Source organism: Pusillimonas minor (assembly GCF_014237865.1).
Taxonomy (GTDB): Bacteria; Pseudomonadota; Gammaproteobacteria; order Burkholderiales; family Burkholderiaceae_B; genus Neopusillimonas; species Neopusillimonas minor.
Genome location: NZ_JACJUU010000007.1, coordinates 114,549 through 134,685 on the forward strand (window position 1 = coordinate 114,549; position 20,137 = coordinate 134,685).

Annotated in this window: 18 protein-coding genes; 3 read left to right on the forward strand and 15 right to left on the reverse strand. The window is 58.6% G+C overall.

Annotated elements, in window-relative coordinates; translation table 11 throughout:
• Positions 1 to 156 precede the first annotated feature (156 nt).
• Entirely contained in the window at positions 157 to 3,006 is a 2,850-nt protein-coding gene (locus GTU67_RS10245) for a valine--tRNA ligase (protein WP_185779975.1), read from the forward strand.
• 197 nt (positions 3,007 to 3,203) lie between these two features.
• Here GTU67_RS10245 and trmD read toward each other — a convergent pair whose 3' ends face one another.
• The 13 genes from trmD to GTU67_RS10310 all read right to left on the reverse strand — a co-directional run bounded on the left by trmD (position 3,204) and on the right by GTU67_RS10310 (position 16,741).
• Positions 3,204 to 3,956, reverse strand: a complete 753-nt coding sequence (gene trmD / locus GTU67_RS10250; RefSeq protein WP_185779976.1) for a tRNA (guanosine(37)-N1)-methyltransferase TrmD — start codon at positions 3,954 to 3,956, stop codon at positions 3,204 to 3,206.
• Between the two features lie 7 nt (positions 3,957 to 3,963).
• Positions 3,964 to 4,599 carry a ribosome maturation factor RimM gene (gene rimM, locus GTU67_RS10255; protein ID WP_185779977.1) on the reverse strand — a complete coding sequence of 212 codons (636 nt, stop codon included), beginning with the start codon at positions 4,597 to 4,599 and terminating at the stop codon, positions 3,964 to 3,966.
• A gap of 32 nt (positions 4,600 to 4,631) precedes the next feature.
• Positions 4,632 to 4,886 carry a 30S ribosomal protein S16 gene (rpsP, locus tag GTU67_RS10260; RefSeq protein WP_093971308.1) on the reverse strand — a complete coding sequence of 85 codons (255 nt, stop codon included), beginning with the start codon at positions 4,884 to 4,886 and terminating at the stop codon, positions 4,632 to 4,634.
• Between the two features lie 186 nt (positions 4,887 to 5,072).
• Positions 5,073 to 5,324, reverse strand: coding sequence for a sulfurtransferase TusA family protein (locus tag GTU67_RS10265; protein WP_185779978.1), 252 nt, complete (start codon positions 5,322 to 5,324; stop codon positions 5,073 to 5,075).
• A gap of 21 nt (positions 5,325 to 5,345) precedes the next feature.
• The gene (gene alaS, locus GTU67_RS10270) at positions 5,346 to 7,970 is read right to left on the reverse strand and encodes an alanine--tRNA ligase (RefSeq protein ID WP_185779979.1); all 2,625 of its coding nucleotides are present in this window, start codon (positions 7,968 to 7,970) and stop codon (positions 5,346 to 5,348) included.
• A 64-nt stretch (positions 7,971 to 8,034) separates the two neighbouring features.
• Complete coding sequence (xdhC, locus tag GTU67_RS10275; RefSeq protein ID WP_185779980.1) at positions 8,035 to 8,988, reverse strand: xanthine dehydrogenase accessory protein XdhC; 954 nt, start codon at positions 8,986 to 8,988, stop codon at positions 8,035 to 8,037.
• Entirely contained in the window at positions 8,981 to 11,320 is a 2,340-nt protein-coding gene (gene xdhB, locus GTU67_RS10280) for a xanthine dehydrogenase molybdopterin binding subunit (RefSeq protein ID WP_185779981.1), read from the reverse strand. The genes xdhC and xdhB overlap by 8 nt, the downstream gene beginning before the upstream one ends.
• 15 nt (positions 11,321 to 11,335) lie before the next feature.
• Entirely contained in the window at positions 11,336 to 12,778 is a 1,443-nt protein-coding gene (xdhA, locus tag GTU67_RS10285; RefSeq protein ID WP_185779982.1) for a xanthine dehydrogenase small subunit, read from the reverse strand.
• Between the two features lie 63 nt (positions 12,779 to 12,841).
• Positions 12,842 to 13,360, reverse strand: coding sequence for an ureidoglycolate lyase (locus tag GTU67_RS10290; protein WP_185779983.1), 519 nt, complete (start codon positions 13,358 to 13,360; stop codon positions 12,842 to 12,844).
• A gap of 12 nt (positions 13,361 to 13,372) precedes the next feature.
• Complete coding sequence (alc, locus tag GTU67_RS10295) at positions 13,373 to 14,377, reverse strand: allantoicase (protein ID WP_185780026.1); 1,005 nt, start codon at positions 14,375 to 14,377, stop codon at positions 13,373 to 13,375.
• Between the two features lie 91 nt (positions 14,378 to 14,468).
• Entirely contained in the window at positions 14,469 to 14,990 is a 522-nt protein-coding gene (gene uraD / locus GTU67_RS10300; RefSeq protein ID WP_185779984.1) for a 2-oxo-4-hydroxy-4-carboxy-5-ureidoimidazoline decarboxylase, read from the reverse strand.
• Between the two features lie 55 nt (positions 14,991 to 15,045).
• A complete protein-coding gene (puuE, locus tag GTU67_RS10305) occupies positions 15,046 to 15,972 on the reverse strand; it encodes an allantoinase PuuE (RefSeq protein WP_185779985.1) in 927 nt (308 codons plus the stop codon).
• 16 nt (positions 15,973 to 15,988) lie between these two features.
• Positions 15,989 to 16,741: a GntR family transcriptional regulator gene (locus GTU67_RS10310; RefSeq protein ID WP_185779986.1), complete on the reverse strand. Its 753-nt coding sequence runs from the start codon at positions 16,739 to 16,741 to the stop codon at positions 15,989 to 15,991.
• Positions 16,742 to 16,849: 108 nt separating this feature from the next.
• Here GTU67_RS10310 and uraH point away from each other — a divergent pair, with 108 nt between their 5' ends.
• Both uraH and GTU67_RS10320 read left to right on the forward strand, forming a co-directional pair.
• A complete protein-coding gene (gene uraH / locus GTU67_RS10315) occupies positions 16,850 to 17,203 on the forward strand; it encodes a hydroxyisourate hydrolase (RefSeq protein ID WP_185779987.1) in 354 nt (117 codons plus the stop codon).
• A 65-nt stretch (positions 17,204 to 17,268) separates the two neighbouring features.
• Positions 17,269 to 18,504: a urate hydroxylase PuuD gene (locus GTU67_RS10320; protein ID WP_185779988.1), complete on the forward strand. Its 1,236-nt coding sequence runs from the start codon at positions 17,269 to 17,271 to the stop codon at positions 18,502 to 18,504.
• Positions 18,505 to 18,518: 14 nt separating this feature from the next.
• Here the strand turns inward: GTU67_RS10320 and GTU67_RS10325 are convergent, their stop codons facing one another.
• On the reverse strand, positions 18,519 to 19,538 hold the full coding sequence (locus tag GTU67_RS10325; RefSeq protein WP_185779989.1) for a type II secretion system protein: 1,020 nt from the start codon (positions 19,536 to 19,538) through the stop codon (positions 18,519 to 18,521).
• A gap of 5 nt (positions 19,539 to 19,543) precedes the next feature.
• On the reverse strand, positions 19,544 to 20,116 hold the full coding sequence (locus tag GTU67_RS10330; RefSeq protein ID WP_185779990.1) for a type 4 pilus major pilin: 573 nt from the start codon (positions 20,114 to 20,116) through the stop codon (positions 19,544 to 19,546).
• Positions 20,117 to 20,137 lie beyond the last annotated feature (21 nt).

Here is a 20,137-nt window from a genome sequence, read left to right on the forward strand (position 1 = left end):
AAACAAGAACTTTGCTAAAGTTTTTGTGAACCGCTCATTTTAACATGCCTATTTGCGCTTTCTGCATCATAAAATGGCGGGTTTCGCCCTGATCCGTTCAGAAAGACCGCATTTCAGTGGCATTTTCATCGTTTACACGCATTAACAAGCCAATTTATGACATCTAACGCCGCAACCCCCGACGACAACGCCCTGCCCAAAAGCTTCGAGCCCGATGCGCTCGAGTCACGCTGGTACGCCAAATGGGAACAACACGGCTATTTCAGGGGCGGCCAACACGTACAACCTGCCGCCGGTCATACCAGCGAACCTTTCGTCGTTCAGTTCCCGCCACCCAACGTCACTGGCACACTGCACATGGGTCACGCCTTCAACCAAACCGTCATGGACGGCCTGGTGCGCTACCACCGTATGCGCGGCGACGACACCGTGTTCATCCCGGGCACCGACCATGCCGGCATCGCCACGCAAATCGTGGTCGAGCGCCAGCTCGACGCCCAGAACATCAGCCGTCACGATCTGGGCCGCGAACAATTCCTTGAAAAGGTCTGGGCCTGGAAGCACAAATCGGGCAGCGCCATTACCGAGCAGTTCCGTCGCCTGGGCTCGTCGGCCGACTGGGACCGCGAATACTTCACGATGGACGACAACCTGTCGCGCGGCGTCGTCGAAACCTTCGTTCGCCTGTTCGAGCAAGGCCTGATCTACCGGGGCAAACGACTGGTGAACTGGGACCCGGTCCTGGGCACCGCGGTGTCCGACCTTGAAGTAGTCAGCGAAGAAGAAGATGGTTCGATGTGGGAAATTGCCTACCCGCTGACCGAACCCCAGGGCGGCCTGACCCACCTGGTGGTGGCCACCACCCGCCCCGAAACCATGCTGGGCGACGTCGCCGTCATGGTGCACCCCGAAGACGAACGCTACGCCCACCTGATTGGCAAGACCGTCGAGCTGCCGCTGTGTGGCCGTCAAATTCCGGTTATTGCCGACGACTACGTCGACCGCGAGTTCGGCACCGGCGTTGTCAAGGTCACCCCGGCGCACGACTTTAACGACTACGCCGTCGGCCAGCGTCATCAGTTGCCGCAAATCAGCATCCTGACCCTCGACGCAAAAATCAACGAAAACGCGCCCACCGCATACCAGGGGCTCGACCGCTTCGAGGCCCGCAAACAAATCGTGGCCGACCTCGACGCCCAGGGGCTGCTTAAAAACATCAAACCGCACAAACTAATGGTGCCGCGCGGCGACCGCACGCAAACGGTCATCGAACCCATGCTGACCGACCAGTGGTTTGTCGCCATGAGCAAACCCGCGCCCGAAGACAGCCTGCACCCGGGCAAGAGCATCACCGAGGTCGCCCTCGAGGTCGTCGCCGACGGCCGCGTCAAGTTTTGCCCCGAAAACTGGACAACCACTTACAACCAGTGGCTTGAAAAAATCCAGGACTGGTGCATCTCGCGCCAATTGTGGTGGGGCCACCAGATTCCGGCCTGGTACAGCGAAGACGGGCAGATTTTCGTGGCGCGCAACGAAGCCGAAGCGCTTGAAAAAGCCCGAGCAGCCGGCGTTAACGGGCCGCTCACTCGCGACAACGATGTCCTCGACACCTGGTTTTCATCGGCACTGGTGCCGTTTACCGACCTGGGCTGGCCCGAACAAACTCCCGACCTGGCCCGCTACCTGCCGTCCAGCGTCCTGGTCACCGGCTTCGACATCATTTTCTTCTGGGTTGCGCGCATGGTCATGATGAGCATGCACATGACCGGCCAGGTTCCATTCAAAACCGTCTATGTCCACGGCCTCGTCTGCGACATGGAAGGTAAAAAAATGAGCAAGTCCAAGGGCAATACCATCGACCCGGTCGACCTGATCGACGGTATCGACCTGGAGTCTCTGGTGACCAAACGCACCAGCGGGCTGATGAACCCGCGCCAGGCTGCGTCCATCGAAAAGAAAACACGCAAAGATTACCCCGAAGGCTTCCCCGCCTACGGCACCGATGCCCTGCGCTTTACCATGGCGGCCTACGCCACGCTGGGCCGAAACATCAACTTCGACCTGAAACGCTGCGAAGGCTACCGCAACTTCTGCAACAAACTCTGGAACGCCACACGCTTCGTGCTGATGAACACCGAAGGGCACGACCTGTCGGGCGAAGGCAATGACGAACTGTCGTTTGTCGACCAGTGGGTCATCAGCCAACTGCAGCGCCTCGAGGCCGATGTTGAACGCGGGTTCGCCGATTACCGCTTCGACTTTATCGCCAACGCCCTTTATCACTTCATCTGGGACGAATACTGCGACTGGTACCTCGAGTTGGCCAAAGTGCAAATCCAGAACGGCACGCCGGCCCAGCAGCTGGGCACCCGCCGCACCTTAATTCGCGTGCTCGAAACCTTGCTGCGTTTGGCTCACCCCATTATTCCGTTCATTACCGAAGAGCTGTGGCAAAAAGTATCGGTGGTTGCGGGCAAGCGCCTGGCCAACGAAGACACCAGCATCAGCGTGCGCGCCTACCCGGTCGCCGACCCCGCCCGGGTCAACGAAACGGCCGAAGCCCAGGTGGCCGAACTCAAAGCCCAGGTCGAGGCAGTTCGGGCCTTGCGAGGCGAAATGAATCTCTCGCCAGCACAACGGGTACCCTTGGTTGCACGCGGCAACCCCACGGTGCTGGCCCGCAACAGTGCCTACCTGGCGGCCATGGCCAAGCTTAGCGAAGTCGAGATTGTCGACCAGCTTCCCGATGTTGGCGCACCCGTGCAGGTGGTGGAAACCACCGAACTGATGCTCCGTGTAGAAATTGACATCGTTGCCGAACGGGCGCGTCTGGGTAAAGAAATCGAACGCCTGATCGGCGAGATTGAAAAGGCCAACGCCAAACTGTCAAACGAAAGGTTCGTACAAAAAGCGCCACCTGCTGTTGTCGAACAAGAGAAAGCCAGGGTTGCCCAGTTCTCCGAAACCTTGAACAAGGTGCAGGAGCAATTCAACAAACTGAAGTAAGACTGCAGGACAAAGCCTGTGTTTCCCCGGCCGCGCAATGCGGCCGGGGCCGCTTTAAGCGTCAAATAATCAGATTTGGCTACGTAGCAAAATACAGGTCGGACCGCACATCAAAAAAATATGCACCATGCGTATCGTCGGCTATTGATGGCTGGCGAAAGACTAGTCAACGCTAGTAGCGCTGCCCCGCAGGGACCTTAAACAATCAAACTCGCCAAAAAGGCTTCATCGGCACGGGTCAGATCGCCGCGCGCGCGGGCCTGTTCAATAAGGTCGGGGCGGCGGACGAATGTCAGCGCAAGCGATTGCTGCCGACGCCATTGCGCGATGTGGGCGTGATGCCCGGAGAGCAAAGGATCGGGTACAGCCACCCCTTGGTAGATTTCCGGGCGTGTGTAATGCGGGCTGTCGAGCAAACCGCTGACCGACGCATTGAAAGAATCTTGTAAAGCCGAATCGGCCGTATTCAGCACACCTGGCAACAAACGAATGGTGGCGTCGATGATGGCCAGCGCCGCGATTTCGCCGCCGGACAACACGAAATCACCCAAAGATACCTCGTGTGTGACACGGCGGTCGATAAACCGCTGATCGACCCCTTCGTAGCGCCCGCACACCAGGATGGCGCCCGGGCTGTCGGCCAGGGTTTGCGCCATGGCCTGATCGAACCTGCGCCCAGTGGGGCTCATGAGTATGACCGGCGCAGCGGTATCGTCGCGAGCGGCCTGCGCCGCATCGACGGCTTGTTCGAGGGGTTCGGCCAACATCACCATGCCCGGCCCGCCCCCGTAGGGACGGTCGTCAACAGTTCGATGAACATCGTGGGTGAAATCGCGCGGATTCCATAACCCCAGCGCCCAGCGGGACTGCCGATGGGCCCGCCCGGTTACACCCAGGTCGCGCACCACCGAAAACATATCGGGGAACAAGGAAATGACGTCGAAGCGCATAGCCGTTTTAGAGGTCGACCGGCCAGTTGCTGTCGAGACGTTTGTTGGGTAAATCGACGGTATGTACGTGCGCCAGCACAAAAGGCACCAGCACCTCGACGGGACGACCTTTGTCGTTGAGTACAGGCACAAGGCCGCCCTGGCCGTCGTCGGTTGCCCGCGCAACATGCAATACGGCATGCGCGCCGTTGTCGGTAACCGAACTTACCTGACCAATGAGCACCGGGTTGCCGTCGTCGTCGACGCCATTCAGGCGACAACCGACCAGGTCAACCCAGTAATATTCATCGGGATCGGCTTTGGGAAAACTGGAACGCGGCACCAGTATGGCGTAGCCCTTATGGGCTTCGGCACGATCGCGATCGGGGATGGCAGCCAAATGCGCCACCACGGTGGCGCCATGACGCTTTGACATGACAACGCGCGATAACTGGGGACGCGAAAAAGCGCCCGGCTTCCCTGGGGAAACGGGCGCTTTCAGCCACCACTGCCGGGCTGCAAGCAAGGCATCGGCGTGAGCCGAGTAAGGCAAAACCTTGACCCAACCTTTAACGCCGTAAGCCGCCGCTATGCGGCCGACTTCGACCAGATCGTCGGGCGTTGCGTCGGTAACGGGCGCGCCCTGTGAAGCGCTATCGTTCATGAGCCTGAGCCTGTTGCAACGCCAAGCCGGAATCAGGCAGCGACTTTAGCCGAGTATTCTTTAACCAGGCGAGCCACTGCGGGCGACAACTGGGCGCCATTGCTGGTCCAGTGCTCGACACGATCAAGGGCAATACGCAGGTTTTCCTGGCCTTCGCCAGCGACCGGGTTGTAAAAGCCAACGCGTTCGATAAAACGGCCGTCACGACGGTTACGCGAATCGGCAGCAACAAGGTTGTAAAACGGACGTTTCTTCGAGCCACCACGGGCCAGACGAATCACCACCATAGGTAATCCTTTGAAAATGATGTGGAAAACAAAAGATTCTAGCATTTTTAGCCTGCACTAGGCAAACTAAAACCAGAATCCACCAAAAAATTCACCAGAAAGCCACAAGGGCCCTGACAAAATCAAAAACTTGGCGCCTGAACGCGCACCGGCCCGCCATGCGCAACCGGCACACCTGCCGCCCTGTTAACGACGGGTTAAAAAATGCACCGTCGCGTCGGCCTGGGCCACCTGGGCAACCAACGCATTACCGGTTTGCCGACAAAACGCCTGAAAATCACGCACCGCATTGGTATCGGTGGTAATGACTTTAAGGGTTTGGCCGCTTTGCAGTTGCGCCAACGCTTTCTTGGCCCGCAAAATAGGCAGCGGGCATTTTAACCCAGAAGCATCAACTTCAAGGTCGAATACGGGTAAAGAAGTTGTATCTGCACTCATGACATCAACCTGTTGCTGGCATCAGGCCTGTGTACGCTCACGTACCCAGGGCTCAACACCCGCCAGCGCTGCCGGCAATGCGGCGGCATCGGTGCCCCCGCCCATGGCCATATCGGGGCGACCACCGCCTTTGCCGCCCACCTGGCCGGCCACGAGCCCAACCAAATCGCCGGCCTTGATCTTGCCGGTGGCATCGGGCGTTACACCGGCAACCAGGCTGATCTTGCCATCGGCCACGGTCGCCAGCAAAACAATGGCCGGCTTGAGACGTTCTTTAAGGTCGTCGACCATACCGCGCAGGGCTTTGGGGTCGACACCGGCCAACTGGCCGACCAGCAAGCGTACGCCGCCGCCAACGTCGACTGCCTTGTCGAGCAGATCGTTACCCGCCGAAGCGGCCAGCTTTTGCTGCAAACGCTGGGCTTCGGTCTCGGCCGCCTTGACCTGCGACTGCAATAGCCCGATACGCGCCAGAAGCTCGGCGGGCTGGGTTTTAAGCAGCCCTGCAGCCTGTTGCAATGTGGCATTGGCTTGCTGCACCCAGGCCAGGGCGTTGTCGCCCGTGATGGCCTCGATACGGCGAACACCGGCAGCCACACCGCCTTCAGAGACAATCTTGAACAAACCGATGTCGCCGGTACGCGCTACGTGGGTGCCGCCGCACAGTTCGCGAGAAAAGCCGATATCGAGCACACGGACTTCGTCGCCGTATTTTTCGCCAAACAATGCCACCGCCCCACCCTGCACCGCGTCGTCGTAAGACATAAGCTGGGCACGTACCTGCTGGTTGGCAAGCACTTCGGCATTGACGATGTTTTCGATGGCAATGATCTGTTCGGGTGTGACCTGTGCATCGTGCGCAAAGTCGAAACGGGTTTTATCGGCGTCGACCAATGAACCCCGCTGCTGCACATGCCCCCCCAGTACTTCGCGAAGCGCTTTGTGCATAAGGTGGGTAGCCGAGTGGTTACGTACGGTGCGCGCACGGCGCTGGACATCGACTTGCGCCGACACGGTATCGCCCACCGACAGCACACCCTGCTCGAGCGCGCCATGATGCCCGAACACCTGACTTTGAATTTTTTGCGTATCGGCGACGACAAAACGCGCCGAACCCGCAGCCAGCACGCCGGCATCGCCGACCTGCCCGCCGGACTCGGCGTAGAACGGTGTCACGTCGAGGACGACAACAGCTTCCTGGCCAGCCTGGACCTGGTCGACAGAGACGCCATTGAGATAAAGCGCTGTAACACGCCCTTCGGCCTGCAGATGTTCGTAACCTTCGAAACGGGTTTCGACACCCGAATAACTAAGCCCCTCGGCGGCCTTGAACTTGCCGGCCGCCCGGGCTTGTTCGCGCTGGCGGTTCATGGCCGCCTCGAAGCCGGGCAAGTCAACATTGACCTTGCGCTCGCGACAAATGTCGGCAGTCAGGTCGACCGGAAAGCCATAGGTGTCGTACAAGGTAAATAAGGTCTGGCCATCGAGCACCCCGCCCTCGGGCAGCGACGCCAACGCGCCATCGAGGATTTTCATGCCGTTTTCGAGCGTTTCGCTGAAACGCTCTTCTTCTTGACGGAGTACCTGCTCGACGCGCGCCTGCTGCGTAGCCAGCTCGGGATAGGCATCGCCCATTTGCGCAACCAGATCGGCCACCAGGCGATGGAAGAACACACCCGATTGCCCCAGCTTGTGACCATGACGCAGGGCGCGACGCACAATGCGGCGCAGCACATAGCCGCGACCTTCGTTGCTGGGAATAACACCATCAACGATAAGGAAACTGCAGGCCCGGATATGGTCGGCAATGACTTTAAGTGAATTATTGCCCAGGTCGGTCGTGCCGGTTTCGCGCGCGGCGGCCTTGATGAGCGCCTGAAAAAGGTCGATCTCGTAGTTGGAGTGCACATGCTGCAACACCGCTGCGATGCGCTCGAGCCCCATACCGGTATCGACACAAGGCTTGGGCAGCGGCGTCATGTTGCCATCGGCATCGCGCTCGAACTGCATGAACACCAGGTTCCAGACCTCGATATAGCGATCACCGTCTTCTTCGGGCGAGCCCGGAGGGCCGCCCCAGACATCGGGACCATGGTCGTAGAAAATTTCGGAACACGGGCCACAAGGACCGGTGTCGCCCATTTGCCAAAAGTTGTCGGATGCGTAGCGCGCACCTTTGTTATCGCCGATGCGAACGATGCGCTCGGCCGGCACTTTGATTTCTTTTTGCCAGATTTCGTAGGCTTCGTCGTCTTCTTGGTAAACCGTTACCCAGAGTTTTTCGGGGGGGAGGTTGTAAACCGTGGTCAGAAGCTCCCAGGCATGATAAATGGCTTCGCGCTTGAAGTAATCGCCAAAGCTGAAATTACCCAGCATCTCGAAGAACGTGTGATGCCTGGCTGTGTAGCCCACGTTTTCAAGGTCGTTATGCTTGCCCCCTGCCCGCACGCAACGTTGCGAACTGACGGCGCGCTGATAACTGCGTGCCTCTTTGCCCGTGAATACGTCTTTGAACTGAACCATGCCGGCGTTCGTAAACAGCAGCGTTGGGTCGTTGCCCGGGATGAGCGACGACGAAGGCACCACGTTGTGACCTTTCGATTCGAAGAACGATAGAAATTTCTGGCGGATCTCGGAGGTTTTCATTGACAAAAAAGGCGCTATTAAACAGATGACCGGTGATTATAGAGGCACCCGGACCAAAAATCTTTCAGGTCAGCGACAGCAATTGCGCGACAACCGAGACGGCGATGACTTCCGGCAGCTTGCTGTTGGTTTTGACCAACCCTATGGGGCAGGTCATTTGGGCGACCAGGGCTTCGGAGAAGCGTTGACGCAGCCGCGACTCGAAGCGGGCTTTTTTTGTGGCAGAGCCAATAAGCCCCAGGAAACGGAACGTTTTTTGAGCCATGACAGCCTGCACCAGCGCCATATCAAGGGCATGACTATGCGTCAGCACCAGCCAGCATGCGTTGTCGGGGCAGTCGGGAACGTCGGCATCGTCGCCCTGAAGCGCCGTTACGTTGGCCGGCAAGTGCGCGGGCCAGACATCGTCGCGCGGGTCGAGCCAAATAACCTTTACCGGCAATGTCCCCAGAATGTTGATGATGGCCCTGCCAACGTGACCTGCGCCGCACACCACAACAGTCAGCGTTGCCGCAGACAACACGTCGGTCAGACGTCCCGAATCGGCATCCCAATGCGCCTGGTCGGTGTCGAAGTCTTGCGCAGGGTCGGGTGAAAGCTGAAGGCTTACCGGTGCGGCAAGATCGGTAAAGCTGACAATACGGCGAACCGACTGCCCTTTATGCAGATGGTCCGCAACGCTATCGAACCAGGGCAGATCGTCGGGCCCAAGGCGCTCGAAGCCCAGCCACACGACCCCGCCGCAACATTGCCCCAGGCTTGGGCCAAGCGCATAACGTTCGATATGCCGGGCGGGCTTGGTGGCGTCGGCAAGCAGGTCTCGGGCCAGATCGATGGCCTTGAACTCGAGATGCCCCCCGCCGATGGTGCCAAGCACCTCGGCGTCGAGCACCCACAGTTTTGCGCCGCCCCCGCGAGGCGCCGAGCCCGCAGACCGGACAACCGTAACAAGCACAAGCGAGCGCCCGGCCTGCAAGGCCTGACGCGCCGCTAAAGACCAGCCCCCTGCATCAGCCATGTTCTGTGGCCAGCTCCGGCAACTTCAACCGAGGCGCAACAGCATGAACTGCCCGCAAGATTTGCTCGGCGGTCGCCGGGGCATCGAGCGGCGCCAGTGTGCCAGGCTGATTGCCCGCCGCATGCACTGCATCGCGAATGGCGAAAAACACCGACAACGCCAACGGCAGCGGCGGCTCGCCGACGGCCTTGGACTGATAGACACTGTTTTCGACATTACCGTTACTGAAAAATGCAACGTTAAGGGCCTCGGGACAGTCGGAGATTGACGGAATCTTGTAGGTTGAAGGCGCATGCGTCATGAGGCGCCCGTCTTTGTTCCACCACAACTCTTCAGTGGTCAGCCAACCCATCCCCTGAATGAAACCGCCCTCGATCTGACCGATATCAACAGCCGGATTGATGGGACGGCCCGCGTCATAAAGCACATCGGCGCGCACCAGACGGTTTTCGCCGGTTAGGGTGTCGATAATGACTTCGGCGCAAGCTGCCCCATATACGAAGTAATAGAAGGGGCGACCGGTGAGGGTTTTGAAGTCGTAGTGGATTTTAGGCGTGCGGTAAAACCCGGACGACCACAAAGGCACACGTGCGTTGTAGGCCTCTTGCACAAATTTGGCAAACGGCAGGATGACACGTTCGCCGCAATGCACCTGATTGCTGCGGAAGACAACGTCGGCGGTATCGCAGCCGTAATGATCGGCCGCGTACGCCACCAGCACAGCCTTGATTTTGCGGGCAGCATCTTGTGCCGCCTTGCCGTTCAGGTCGGTGCCCGACGACGCTGCCGTCGCCGAGGTGTTGGACACTTTGGACGTATCGGTTGCAGAAACGCGGACGTGCTCAATGCCAATCCCCAATTCTTCGGCAACCACCTGCGCAACTTTGGTATTTAGCCCCTGGCCCATCTCGGTGCCACCGTGGTTAATCAGGACAGAGCCGTCGGTGTAAATGTGCAACAAAGCGCCGGCCTGGTTAAGATGCGTGGCCGTAAACGAAATGCCGAACTTCACGGGTACCAGCGCCAGACCTTTTTTCAGCACCTGGTTTTGGGCATTGAAGCGCGTAATGTCTTCACGACGACGACGGTATTCGGCGGTTTGCTCGAGCTGGTCAACCAGTTCGTGAATGACATTGTCTTCAACCGTCATTTGATAGGGCGTGACGTTACGCTCGGTTTTGCCGTAAAAATTGCGCCGGCGCACGTCGAGCGGGTCTTTGCCCAGACGACGGGCGATGTCCTCGATGACGTACTCGATGGCCATAATGCCCTGCGGGCCGCCAAACCCGCGAAACGCGGTATTGGATTGTGTATTGGTCTTGACCCGCAACGACAGGATATCGAAAGTCTCGAGGAAATAGGTGTTGTCGGTGTGGAAAACCTGACGGTCGGCCACCGCGCCAGACAGGTCGGCCGAATAACCACAACGCAGTTGCTGCTCGAACTTGATGGCTTTGATCAGGCCATCGTCGTCGTAGGCAACATCGTATTCCACCCGAAAATCGTGCCGTTTGCCGGTCATCATGAAGTCGTCGTCGCGGTCGGCGCGCAGTTTTACAGGCCGCCCGGTATGGTGAGCCAGCAAGGCCGCAACGGCAGCAAATGGCCACGACTGACTTTCTTTGCCGCCAAACCCGCCACCCATACGTCGACACTGCACTTTGACGGTATGGGCCGGTTGATGCAACGCATGCGCAATGATGAACTGCATTTCGGACGGATGCTGGGTTGAGCAAAACACCTGCATCTCGGCGTTTTCGCCGGGCAAGGCATAGGCAACTTGCCCTTCAAGGTAAAACTGCTCTTGCCCGCCGCAATAAAAGCTGCCCTGATGACGATGAGGGCCTTGCGCCAGCGTTTCAGGCACATTGCCTTTAGAGATACGCGCCGGCGGCAAGACATAGGCCTGCTTATCGGCGGCCGATTTAATGTCGAGCAAGGGCTCAAGATTTTCGTATTCGACCTTGGCCAGACGCGCGGCGCGGCGCGCCAGGTCGTGCGAGGTTGCCGCCACTGCAAACAAAGGCTGTCCCACATAGTCGACCTTGCCATCGGCAAAAACCGGCTCGTCGGCAATGACCGGCCCAACGTATTTTTCGCCCGGCACATCGTCAAGCGTAATGACAGCCACCACACCCGGGGCCGCGCGCACAGCGGTCAGATCCATCGAGACAATGCGCGCGTGCGCCCGCTCGGACAGGCCGAATGCGGCATGCAGCGTACCCTGGACCTCGGGGATGTCGTCGGTGTACTGCGCACGACCCGTAACATGCAAATGTGCACTTTCGTGTTTGACCGAGGTGCCAACCGTTTGATATTTGTTCTGTGTCATAGGACCCCCTATTAATTAAACGCGCGTCGCCGCAGCGCCGGTGGTTTCCAGGTAGAAGCGATACAGCAGGTTTTGCGCGGTTTGCAACCGGTATTCGCTGGTGGCCCGCATGTCTGAAAGGGGCTGATAGTCGGCGGCCAAGGCGGCCATCGCGGCGGTCACCGCCGATTCGTCAAACGATTTCCCGACCAGTGCGGCCTCGGCCTCGGTTGCACGCTTTGAGGTGGCTGCCATACCGCCATGCGCAATACGCACCGAGGCGACCTGCCCATTTTCAAGACGCAAGGCATAGGCGCTGCATACGGCAGAAATATCCTGGTCAAAACGTTTGGACAGCTTGTACGTGGCCACTTTAAGGGCCGGATCACGCAGAGGCACCTTGATGGCCTCGACGAACTCGCCCGGCTCGCGGTCTTGCTTACGATAATCGAGATACAGGTCTTCGAGGGGAAGTTCGCGACGCGCATTGCCCTTGCGCAAAACGACGCGCGTTTGCAAGGCAATCAGCAACGGCGCACTGTCGCCAATTGGTGAACCATTGGCAACATTACCGACCAGCGTGCCGGAATTGCGAATGGGCATGGACGCAAAACGCTTCCAGAGTTCGTGCGCTTCGGGATACTCGCGAACAAGGGCCTCGTAGCCTTCATTGAGCAACACCGCGGCGCCAATGTACAAACTGGTTTCGTCGCGACGAATGACATCGAGCTCGGCAACGTTGCCCAGATAAATGACTTTAGGGAATACCTTGAGCTGCTTGGTGACCATCAGGCCAACGTCGGTGCCGCCCGCCAGCAGTGTCGCGTCGGGGTGGGCCAGGAACAGGTCGGCCAGTTGATCGGCGCTACACGGCGCCCAGTATCTTTGAGCACTTTCGGTGATGGCCAGCGGTTCGGTGGCGGCGTCGCGCAGGGCCTTGAGCCAGCCCTGCACCTGGGCCATGGTGGCGCCTTCGGGAGCGGGATAATTACCCATATCGAGCGCAGCGTCGATGATGGGACGATAGCCTGTACAACGGCACAAATTACCCGACAGGTGATCAAGCACCTCTTCGCGCACCGGGCGAACCTTGCCATTGCAATACATGGTGTACAGCGACATTACGAAACCGGGGGTGCAAAAACCACACTGCGACCCGTGGTGGTCGACCATGGCTTGCTGAACCGGATGCAAGGCCTGACCATCGGCCGACAGGCCTTCGACAGTCCAGATGGCACGGCCGTCTAGCGTGGGCAAAAAGCGGATACACGCATTGATGGCTCGAAAGCTGACGTTGTCGTGCGCGTCGAGGGCGGCTTCGGTAACCGTACATGCACCGCAGTCTCCTTCGGCACACCCTTCTTTGGTGCCCACCAGACCGGCCTGTTCGCGTAAATACTGAAGAACCGTTTGCGTAGGTGAGGCTGGCACGACGTGTTGAAGTACGCCGTTAAGATAAAAACTGACGGTTTGTCGCATTGAATTATGTCTCCGTTTTTTGTTGTCTTGGTGAATGGCAGCGCCTGAAGTCAGGCGCGCCTATCAGTGGTCATCGGCATAGCTACCATCGACAACAAACTGTTGATGCAGGTCGCATTCATCGCAGTTCGGGGTAGTACCGATGCGATCGACCACAATAAAATCGCCTTGCTGCGCCAACGTCAGCAAGGGGTGATGCCAGGTACCGGCGTGGTAATTGACGCCCTGGTGACCCTCTGCATAAAACGCCCGAATATTGGACTCATCGGGCCTGTCGTCGTTGCCGTTAGGGGCGACAACCACAATAAAAGGCGTGTTGCCTGTGGGGATCCAGGCCTGGCTGCCCAAGGGATGGCGCTCGAGCATGGACACTGAAATGGGGAAATGAAACGCCCCGCCCCGGGCCAGACTGATGCCGGCCTGACCGTCGTCGCCGCGAATTTGTACTTTACCGACATGATGATAGCGCCGGGTTGTCCCGTTGTTAATGGGAAACCAGTCGTTATCTTCCATGGCAATGACATCGCCAAACGGCGCAAATTTTGCTTTGGTCAGACGCTCGAGTTTGATCAGGTTCGGCATGAGTCTTCCTTGTCAGGCCAGACGGCCCCATACACGCAGACGGCTGACGCCGCCATCGGGGTGCATGTTCAGTTTGACGTGCGTGACCGGGCCAACGTCGTTGAAGTGCTCGGTCGTGTAAAAGTGCTGCGTGTCGGGCTGGGCTTTTTGTTCGGGCAACAGCACGGGCCAGAACATGGCCTGGGTAATAATGGACTGATCGGTACCGTAGGTAACATTTGCCGCCTGGATAGATACACGATCTGGATAATTACCCTTGAAGTGGGCCGTATCAACTTCAATTTTTTCGACATGCACCGGGTGCGCAAGTTCAACGACACACCAGTCGTAACCTGGCTCGCGACGACGGCGGGTTTCCCAGCCGTCACCCATGTTCACACCACGACCCGGCATGATCAGGCGGAACGGCACACCAAAGTGCGCGTCGTTGTAGCCCACGATACGGCCACCGGCCGCCAGGGCCGACACCTCGTGCAGCGCGTTGGGATCTTTAGAAGACCAGTCGGCCGCCGGTTGGCCGAACACGCGAAAGCGAGCCACGCCACCGTCGGGGTAGATATTCAGGCGGCAGTGTGTCCAGCGGCGCTCGTCGTCGAGCGCAATAAAGTGATGCGAACTGCTGGACAGGGTTGTTGAAGGCACGATTTCGGTCCAAACCGTCGTGTCATCCGGGTCGCCCTCGCAATAACAGGCTTGCACCGAAGCCGCCGGGGGGAAATTGCCGGTGAAGTGGCTGGTGTCGATGTCGATGCCTTTGATGACCCCCGAAACCCCCAGACGGACCACCGCATGGTCGTAGCCGCCGTCACGACGACGGCGGGTTTCCCAGCCGTCCATCCATTTACCGTGATCGTCGAACTTGCCCACAATAAATACCGGCTCGGCAGGCTGAAGCATGCGCTCGGCCGGCCCGAACCACTCGTTTGAGCAAGAAACAACCTTTGCGCCAAAGTCGGCCAATGCAAGATTTGCGTAACGCGTCGCAAAATCGGGAAAATCGACGCTGGGCGCATTGATGACGGTGCCGACGGGTAAAGGTGGGGTTGCCATGACATGGACTCCTGACAAGAAACAATAAAAACCGGAAAAATGACCTTTACGGGAAGGCTCAGTTTTCTTCGACAAGGGCTTCCAGACGGAAGCGACCAATTTTGAAAATTTGTTGCAGGCTTTCCTGCACTTCCTGGGCCGGGGTCAACCCCAGACGGCGCTCGAACTGGGCAATAATGCCGGCACGATCGTAGCCCTTTACTGCCAAAATGAACGGAAAACCGAACTTTTCGCGATAAGCCTGATTAAGCTGTGTCAACCGGGCAAACTCTTCGGGAGCGCATTGATCCAGCCCGGCCCCGGCTTGTTCCGACGTGGATTCGGGCGTCAGCTCGCCGCGAATGGCAGCTTTGCCGGCAAGCTCGGGGTGCGCACAAATCAGTTTCATTTGCAGGTCGTGCTCGGCGCCTTCTATTTGACGAACCATTTCGGTGTGCAACGCATGCACGCTGGTAAACGGCCGATGCGCCGCAGCGCGCTCGGCTACCCAGGGCGAGTGCTCGAAAACACCGCCCAGCACGCGGACAAAGTCCTCGACGGGCATGGCATTAAGTGTTGCCATAGAAACTTTTGTGGTCATGTCTACCTCTGAATCAGTTTTATTTAAGTTTGGGCGCTTATGGGCTGCCGTGCCGTCAGGCACCCTGAAACGGGTGATGCTTGACCCAATGCCGGGCAATATCAACCCTGCGGCAAACCCAGACCTTGTCGTGCCCCTGGATGTAATCGAGAAAGCGTTGCAACGACGCGAAGCGCGCAGGACGGCCAATAAGCCGGCAATGCAACCCTATGGACAACATCTTGGGGTGGGTGTCGCCTTCGGCGTACAGCACATCGAAAGCGTCTTTAAGGTAACTGAAAAAGTGTTCACCCGTGTTGAAGCCCTGCGGCGTGGCAAAGCGCATGTCGTTTGTGTCGAGTGTGTACGGCACAATCAGGTGGGGGCGCGTCGTACCGTCGGAGAGCTCGACCTGAGACCAGAAAGGCAGGTCGTCGCCGTAATAATCGGCGTCGTAAAGAAACCCGCCCTCTTCGACCACCAGACGCCGGGTATTCGGACTGTCGCGGCCGGTGTACCAACCCGCCGGGTGTTCGCCGGTCAGGTCTTTAATAATCTGAACACAGCGCTGCATGTGGTCACGCTCAAGCGATTCGGGTGCCGACTGGTAATGAATCCAGCGGTAACCATGACACGCAATTTCATGCCCCAGCTCGACAAAGGCCCGCGCCAGATCCGGGTGGCGCTCGAGCGCCATACCTACCCCGAAAACCGTCAGCGGCAAGCCACGACGCTCGAACTCACGCAAAATACGCCACACGCCGGCCCGCGAACCATACTCGTAGATTGATTCCATCGACATGTGGCGATCGGGGTAGGCCTGGGCACCGACGATTTCGGACAGAAACTGTTCTGACGCCGGATCGCCGTGCAAGACGCAGTTTTCACCACCCTCTTCGTAGTTCAGTACAAACTGCACAGCAATTTTTGCCTGCCCGGGCCAAACAACCGTGGGCAGATGACGACCATAACCAACGAGATCACGCGGATAATTCGGGGACATAAAGGTTCCTTGGGGCCTAACGCTTGACACTGAATGCAGACCAGGGGTCGGGACGCCGGGCGTGAGGTTCGCCGACGCGGTGTTCGCAATCTTGCAGGTGATGACACATCGCCGCGAGGGCGCCGTCGCGGTTGCCGGCCAGGATGAGGTCAAGAATCTGGTCGTGCTCTTCGTACGAGCAGGTGCTTGAGCTGGGGGTGTCGTGAAACGCAATGATGAGCGTGCTGCGACAACACAAAGCATGCATGAACTCGGTCAGCACGTGGTTTTCGACCAGCCGGGCCATTTTGACGTGAAACGCATTGGACAACCTGAGCCAACTGATACGGTCGCCGTGTTCGAACGCCTCGCGCTCTTGGCGCACCATGTCGCGCAGCGGCTGCAACCGTTGCCGCAAGTCGGGAAACTGCAGTAATTTGTCGATCAGGACGCATTCGAGCGTACGTCGGGCCTCGAAAACGTCACGGGTTTCTTCGGGGCTGGGCTTCCAGACATAGGCCCCCCGGTTCGGTTGTAAAACCACGATTTTGTCGTGCCCGAGCTGGGCCAACGCTGCGCGCACCGTGGCACGGGAGCAATTGAAAATTTCGCACAGAGTGGATTCGGTCAATTTGGCGCCAGGCAACAGTCGGCGATCCATGACTGCATCAAAAATTTCTGCATAAACACGGTCGACTTCGGAGACATGCCCCGTCTGACCCAAGAGCGAAGACGCACTGGGGGCGGTGCTTTCAGAGAGAAAATCGGAGCGTTGATCGAGATACAGCATAGGGGGTCACCTGCACAAACCGTGGAGACTTTACGAAATCACTGATTGACAATTATTCGCTGGTAAAACAAAATCGTCAACATAAATTGTTAACAATCCGGAGATCCCATGGGAAAACTTTCAACTCACGTGCTCGACACCATGCACGGCCGGCCCGCCCAAGGGGTGCAAGTCGAGCTTTATCGTATCGATGGCGCATCGCGCACCTGTCTGAAAACCGTCGAAACCAACGCCGACGGCCGTTGCGATGCACCACTGCTTGGCGCCGACGACATCAAGTCAGGCACCTACGAGCTGGTTTTTCATGCCGGCGACTACTTCGCGTCGCAAGGGGTCAAGGTCCCTGAGCCCCGATTTGTCGATCAGGTCGTCATTCGCTTTGGCATCGCCAATCCGGCCGAGAACTATCACGTGCCATTGGTTGTCACCCCCTGGACTTACGCCACCTATCGCGGCAGCTAAACGCCTGTTCCCCGCTTTTAAGCGGGGAACGCGCTTACTTCACATTTAATAAAAACGGAAAAATCATGGAAGCTTATTTGCTTGAATTTGGCAACCTGCTGCTGCGCTGGCTGCACGTCATTGCCGCCATTGCCTGGATCGGCGAGTCGATCTACTTTGTCATGATGGACAACAGCCTGCGGCCGCCCGCCTCCGACACCGCCAAAAAACGCGGCGTCCTGGGCGAAATCTGGGAAGTGCACGGCGGTGGCTTCTATCACAACCAAAAATACATCACGGCTCCGCCCGAAATGCCCCAGGAACTGCACTGGGCATTTCTCAAAGCCTATACCACCTGGATAAGCGGCTTCGCCCTGTTTGTGATTTTGTACATGGCGAACCCGTCGTTCTATCTGGCCAACCCCAATAGTCCCTGGGCGTGGGTACGCGAACTCAGCGGTTGGCAGGTCAACGTTGTTGCGCTGCTGTTTCTTGCCGCGGGCTGGGTCGTCTACGACCAGCTTTGCCGACGCATCAGCCCGAACATGGAACGCGACGGGTTACTCAGCGTTGCCGTGGCCATCATGATGGTTATCGTCGCCTACCTCAGCGTACATATTTTTCAGGGTCGTGCCGCGTTTCTGCTTACAGGTGCAGTCATGGCCACCGCGATGTCGGCCAACGTGTTCTTCTGGATCATTCCCGGGCAGCGGCGCATGGTCAAAGCGCTTCAAACCGGCGGTACGCCTAACCCCCTCGACGGCAAACGCGGCAAACAGCGCTCGGTGCACAACACCTACTTTACGCTGCCCGTCGTGTTCCTGATGCTCAGCAACCACTACTCATTCACGTATACCAGCCCCTACGCCTGGATCATCATGGTGCTGTTCATTTTCTCGGGCGCGATTATCCGGCAATATTTTGTGCTACGTCATCTGGGACAAAACAAAATCGCTTACCCGATTATTGGCGTTTTGTTGCTGGTCGCCATTGCGGTGATTGCCGCACCGGCGTCGCGGCCCAAGCCTCAAGCGGCCGCACCCACTGCCACTGCCGCGGTTGCGAGTACTAGCCAGTCCGGCAACGACATGGCCCGGGTGCTTGAAATTATGCAAGCTCGTTGCGTGCAGTGCCATGCTGTGCAGCCCACGCAAGCCGGCTTTGCGTCGGCGCCAGCGGGCATCGCCCTTGAAACCGAGGCCGACGTCATGGCCAACCCCCCGCTGATCAAGCAAGTGATTGCCAGCAAATACATGCCGCTGGCCAACATCACCCAAATGACCGACGAAGAGCGGGCATTCATCGCCAACTGGACGCCCTGACAGCGCAGCCCGGGTCAGCCGGCACACAAATAACCCCGGGTCCGACCTTCAGCGTCGGCCTTGGGGCCGCTGTCGGCCACAAGCACGACCGTATACCCTGCCGGGCAGCTGCATAGCCCGGTCACCGGGTTCGCGGCCAAAGCCACACAGCCCGACACGGTATTCACCGAATACCCGCCCCCACCGCGGCCCCCCGCAGACACCCACTGATAGCTGCGGCATACCAGCAGCCCCCCATAGTGTTCTCGCACTATCAACCCGTTTTCGGGACACGTTGCGCCTGCATAGGCCCGTTCCCCCAACCACAACGCCCCCTGAGCACGCACGGCCTGGTTTGAAACAACACTGCCCGCCACCGCCACGTCGGCGCCAAAATCCGGGTTACGTGTGTCGCCAACCTTAAGCCACGGATACGATAGCGCGCCCCCCAGCCCAACCGTCAGCGCCACGGTACCCGAATCAAGCACAGGCATGCCAGGCAGCGGTGGATTGGGCAACGCAAAGGCAGCGCCTTTAAGCTGCCCCGGGTCGGCGTAAGAGACCAGCCCGCCCCTACCGCCCGCAGCCATCAACCAGTAAGCCAGCAGCCCCTCATGAGACCGGCCCGCCAAGGCCTTGTCGAGCGGGCGGGTTGAGTAGACCAGGGCATCGAGCCGGCATTCATCGCCGGGGCAGTCGCCGTTGCGCAGAACACGAACAGCAACCTGCAGGTCGCGCCCATGCGACTCAGGGAAAGCGGCCGCGAGCATACCCTGTTGTTTCAGCTCGACCAGGCTAGGCGCCTGGGCTTCAGCAACACCCTCGATGTCGGCATCGTTCAGCTGCGGCGCCTGACGCAAGCTATCAGCATAATGGGCGATATACCGCTCTGCCGACAACCTGACAGCCAGCATCCAGGCGGCAGCGGCTTCGGCCGAAGCTTCCTGGGTGCGTCTTACCATGGCCTCGGACGCCCAAACGGCCAGCAAGGTGGCAATCAGTGCGGCAACCATCAGCTCGATCAGCGCAAACCCGCGCTGCGACGTTCTTTTCATGGGTATCAGCTTGCTGTGAACACAAAGGTGTTGACATCACCCGGTGTGCAAAGCGCCTCGGTCGACAGCGCACTGTAGGGCGTTGATGCATCTTTGATTGTGGTGCCCGCGACCGTCATTGTGTCGCTGACCCGTTGCATGACCGAAGCGATGGCCGGACAAGCCACATGGTTGACATTAGTCAGGGTAATGGCAAAGCCGGCCCCAAGATCGGCCGCCGCAACGGTGACCTCGCCGGCACGACCCAGGCCATGCAGCACTTTAGTCGTAGCGTCGGTGCCCGAGACCGAAAAAATGCTCGACTGCCGCACCAGATTGGCAAAGTTGGTGGTGGCAATACCTGTAAAAGGCTCGGTAGAGCCGTTTGGTGCATTGACTTTGGTCTGAAGCACAAACCGGGCGAGCTCTTCACCCACTTTTGGCACCTTGTTCTCGATCACGTAGCTACCTACGGCTGGAATACCGATGATGGCGAGCAACAACACAATGGCTGTCACGATCGACACCTCGATCAGCGAAAACCCCCGTTGCCGGCAGAATGGCCGAGACGCCTGTAACGCTATTTTCTGAATACCCATGGATCACCCCTTTAAAATGCC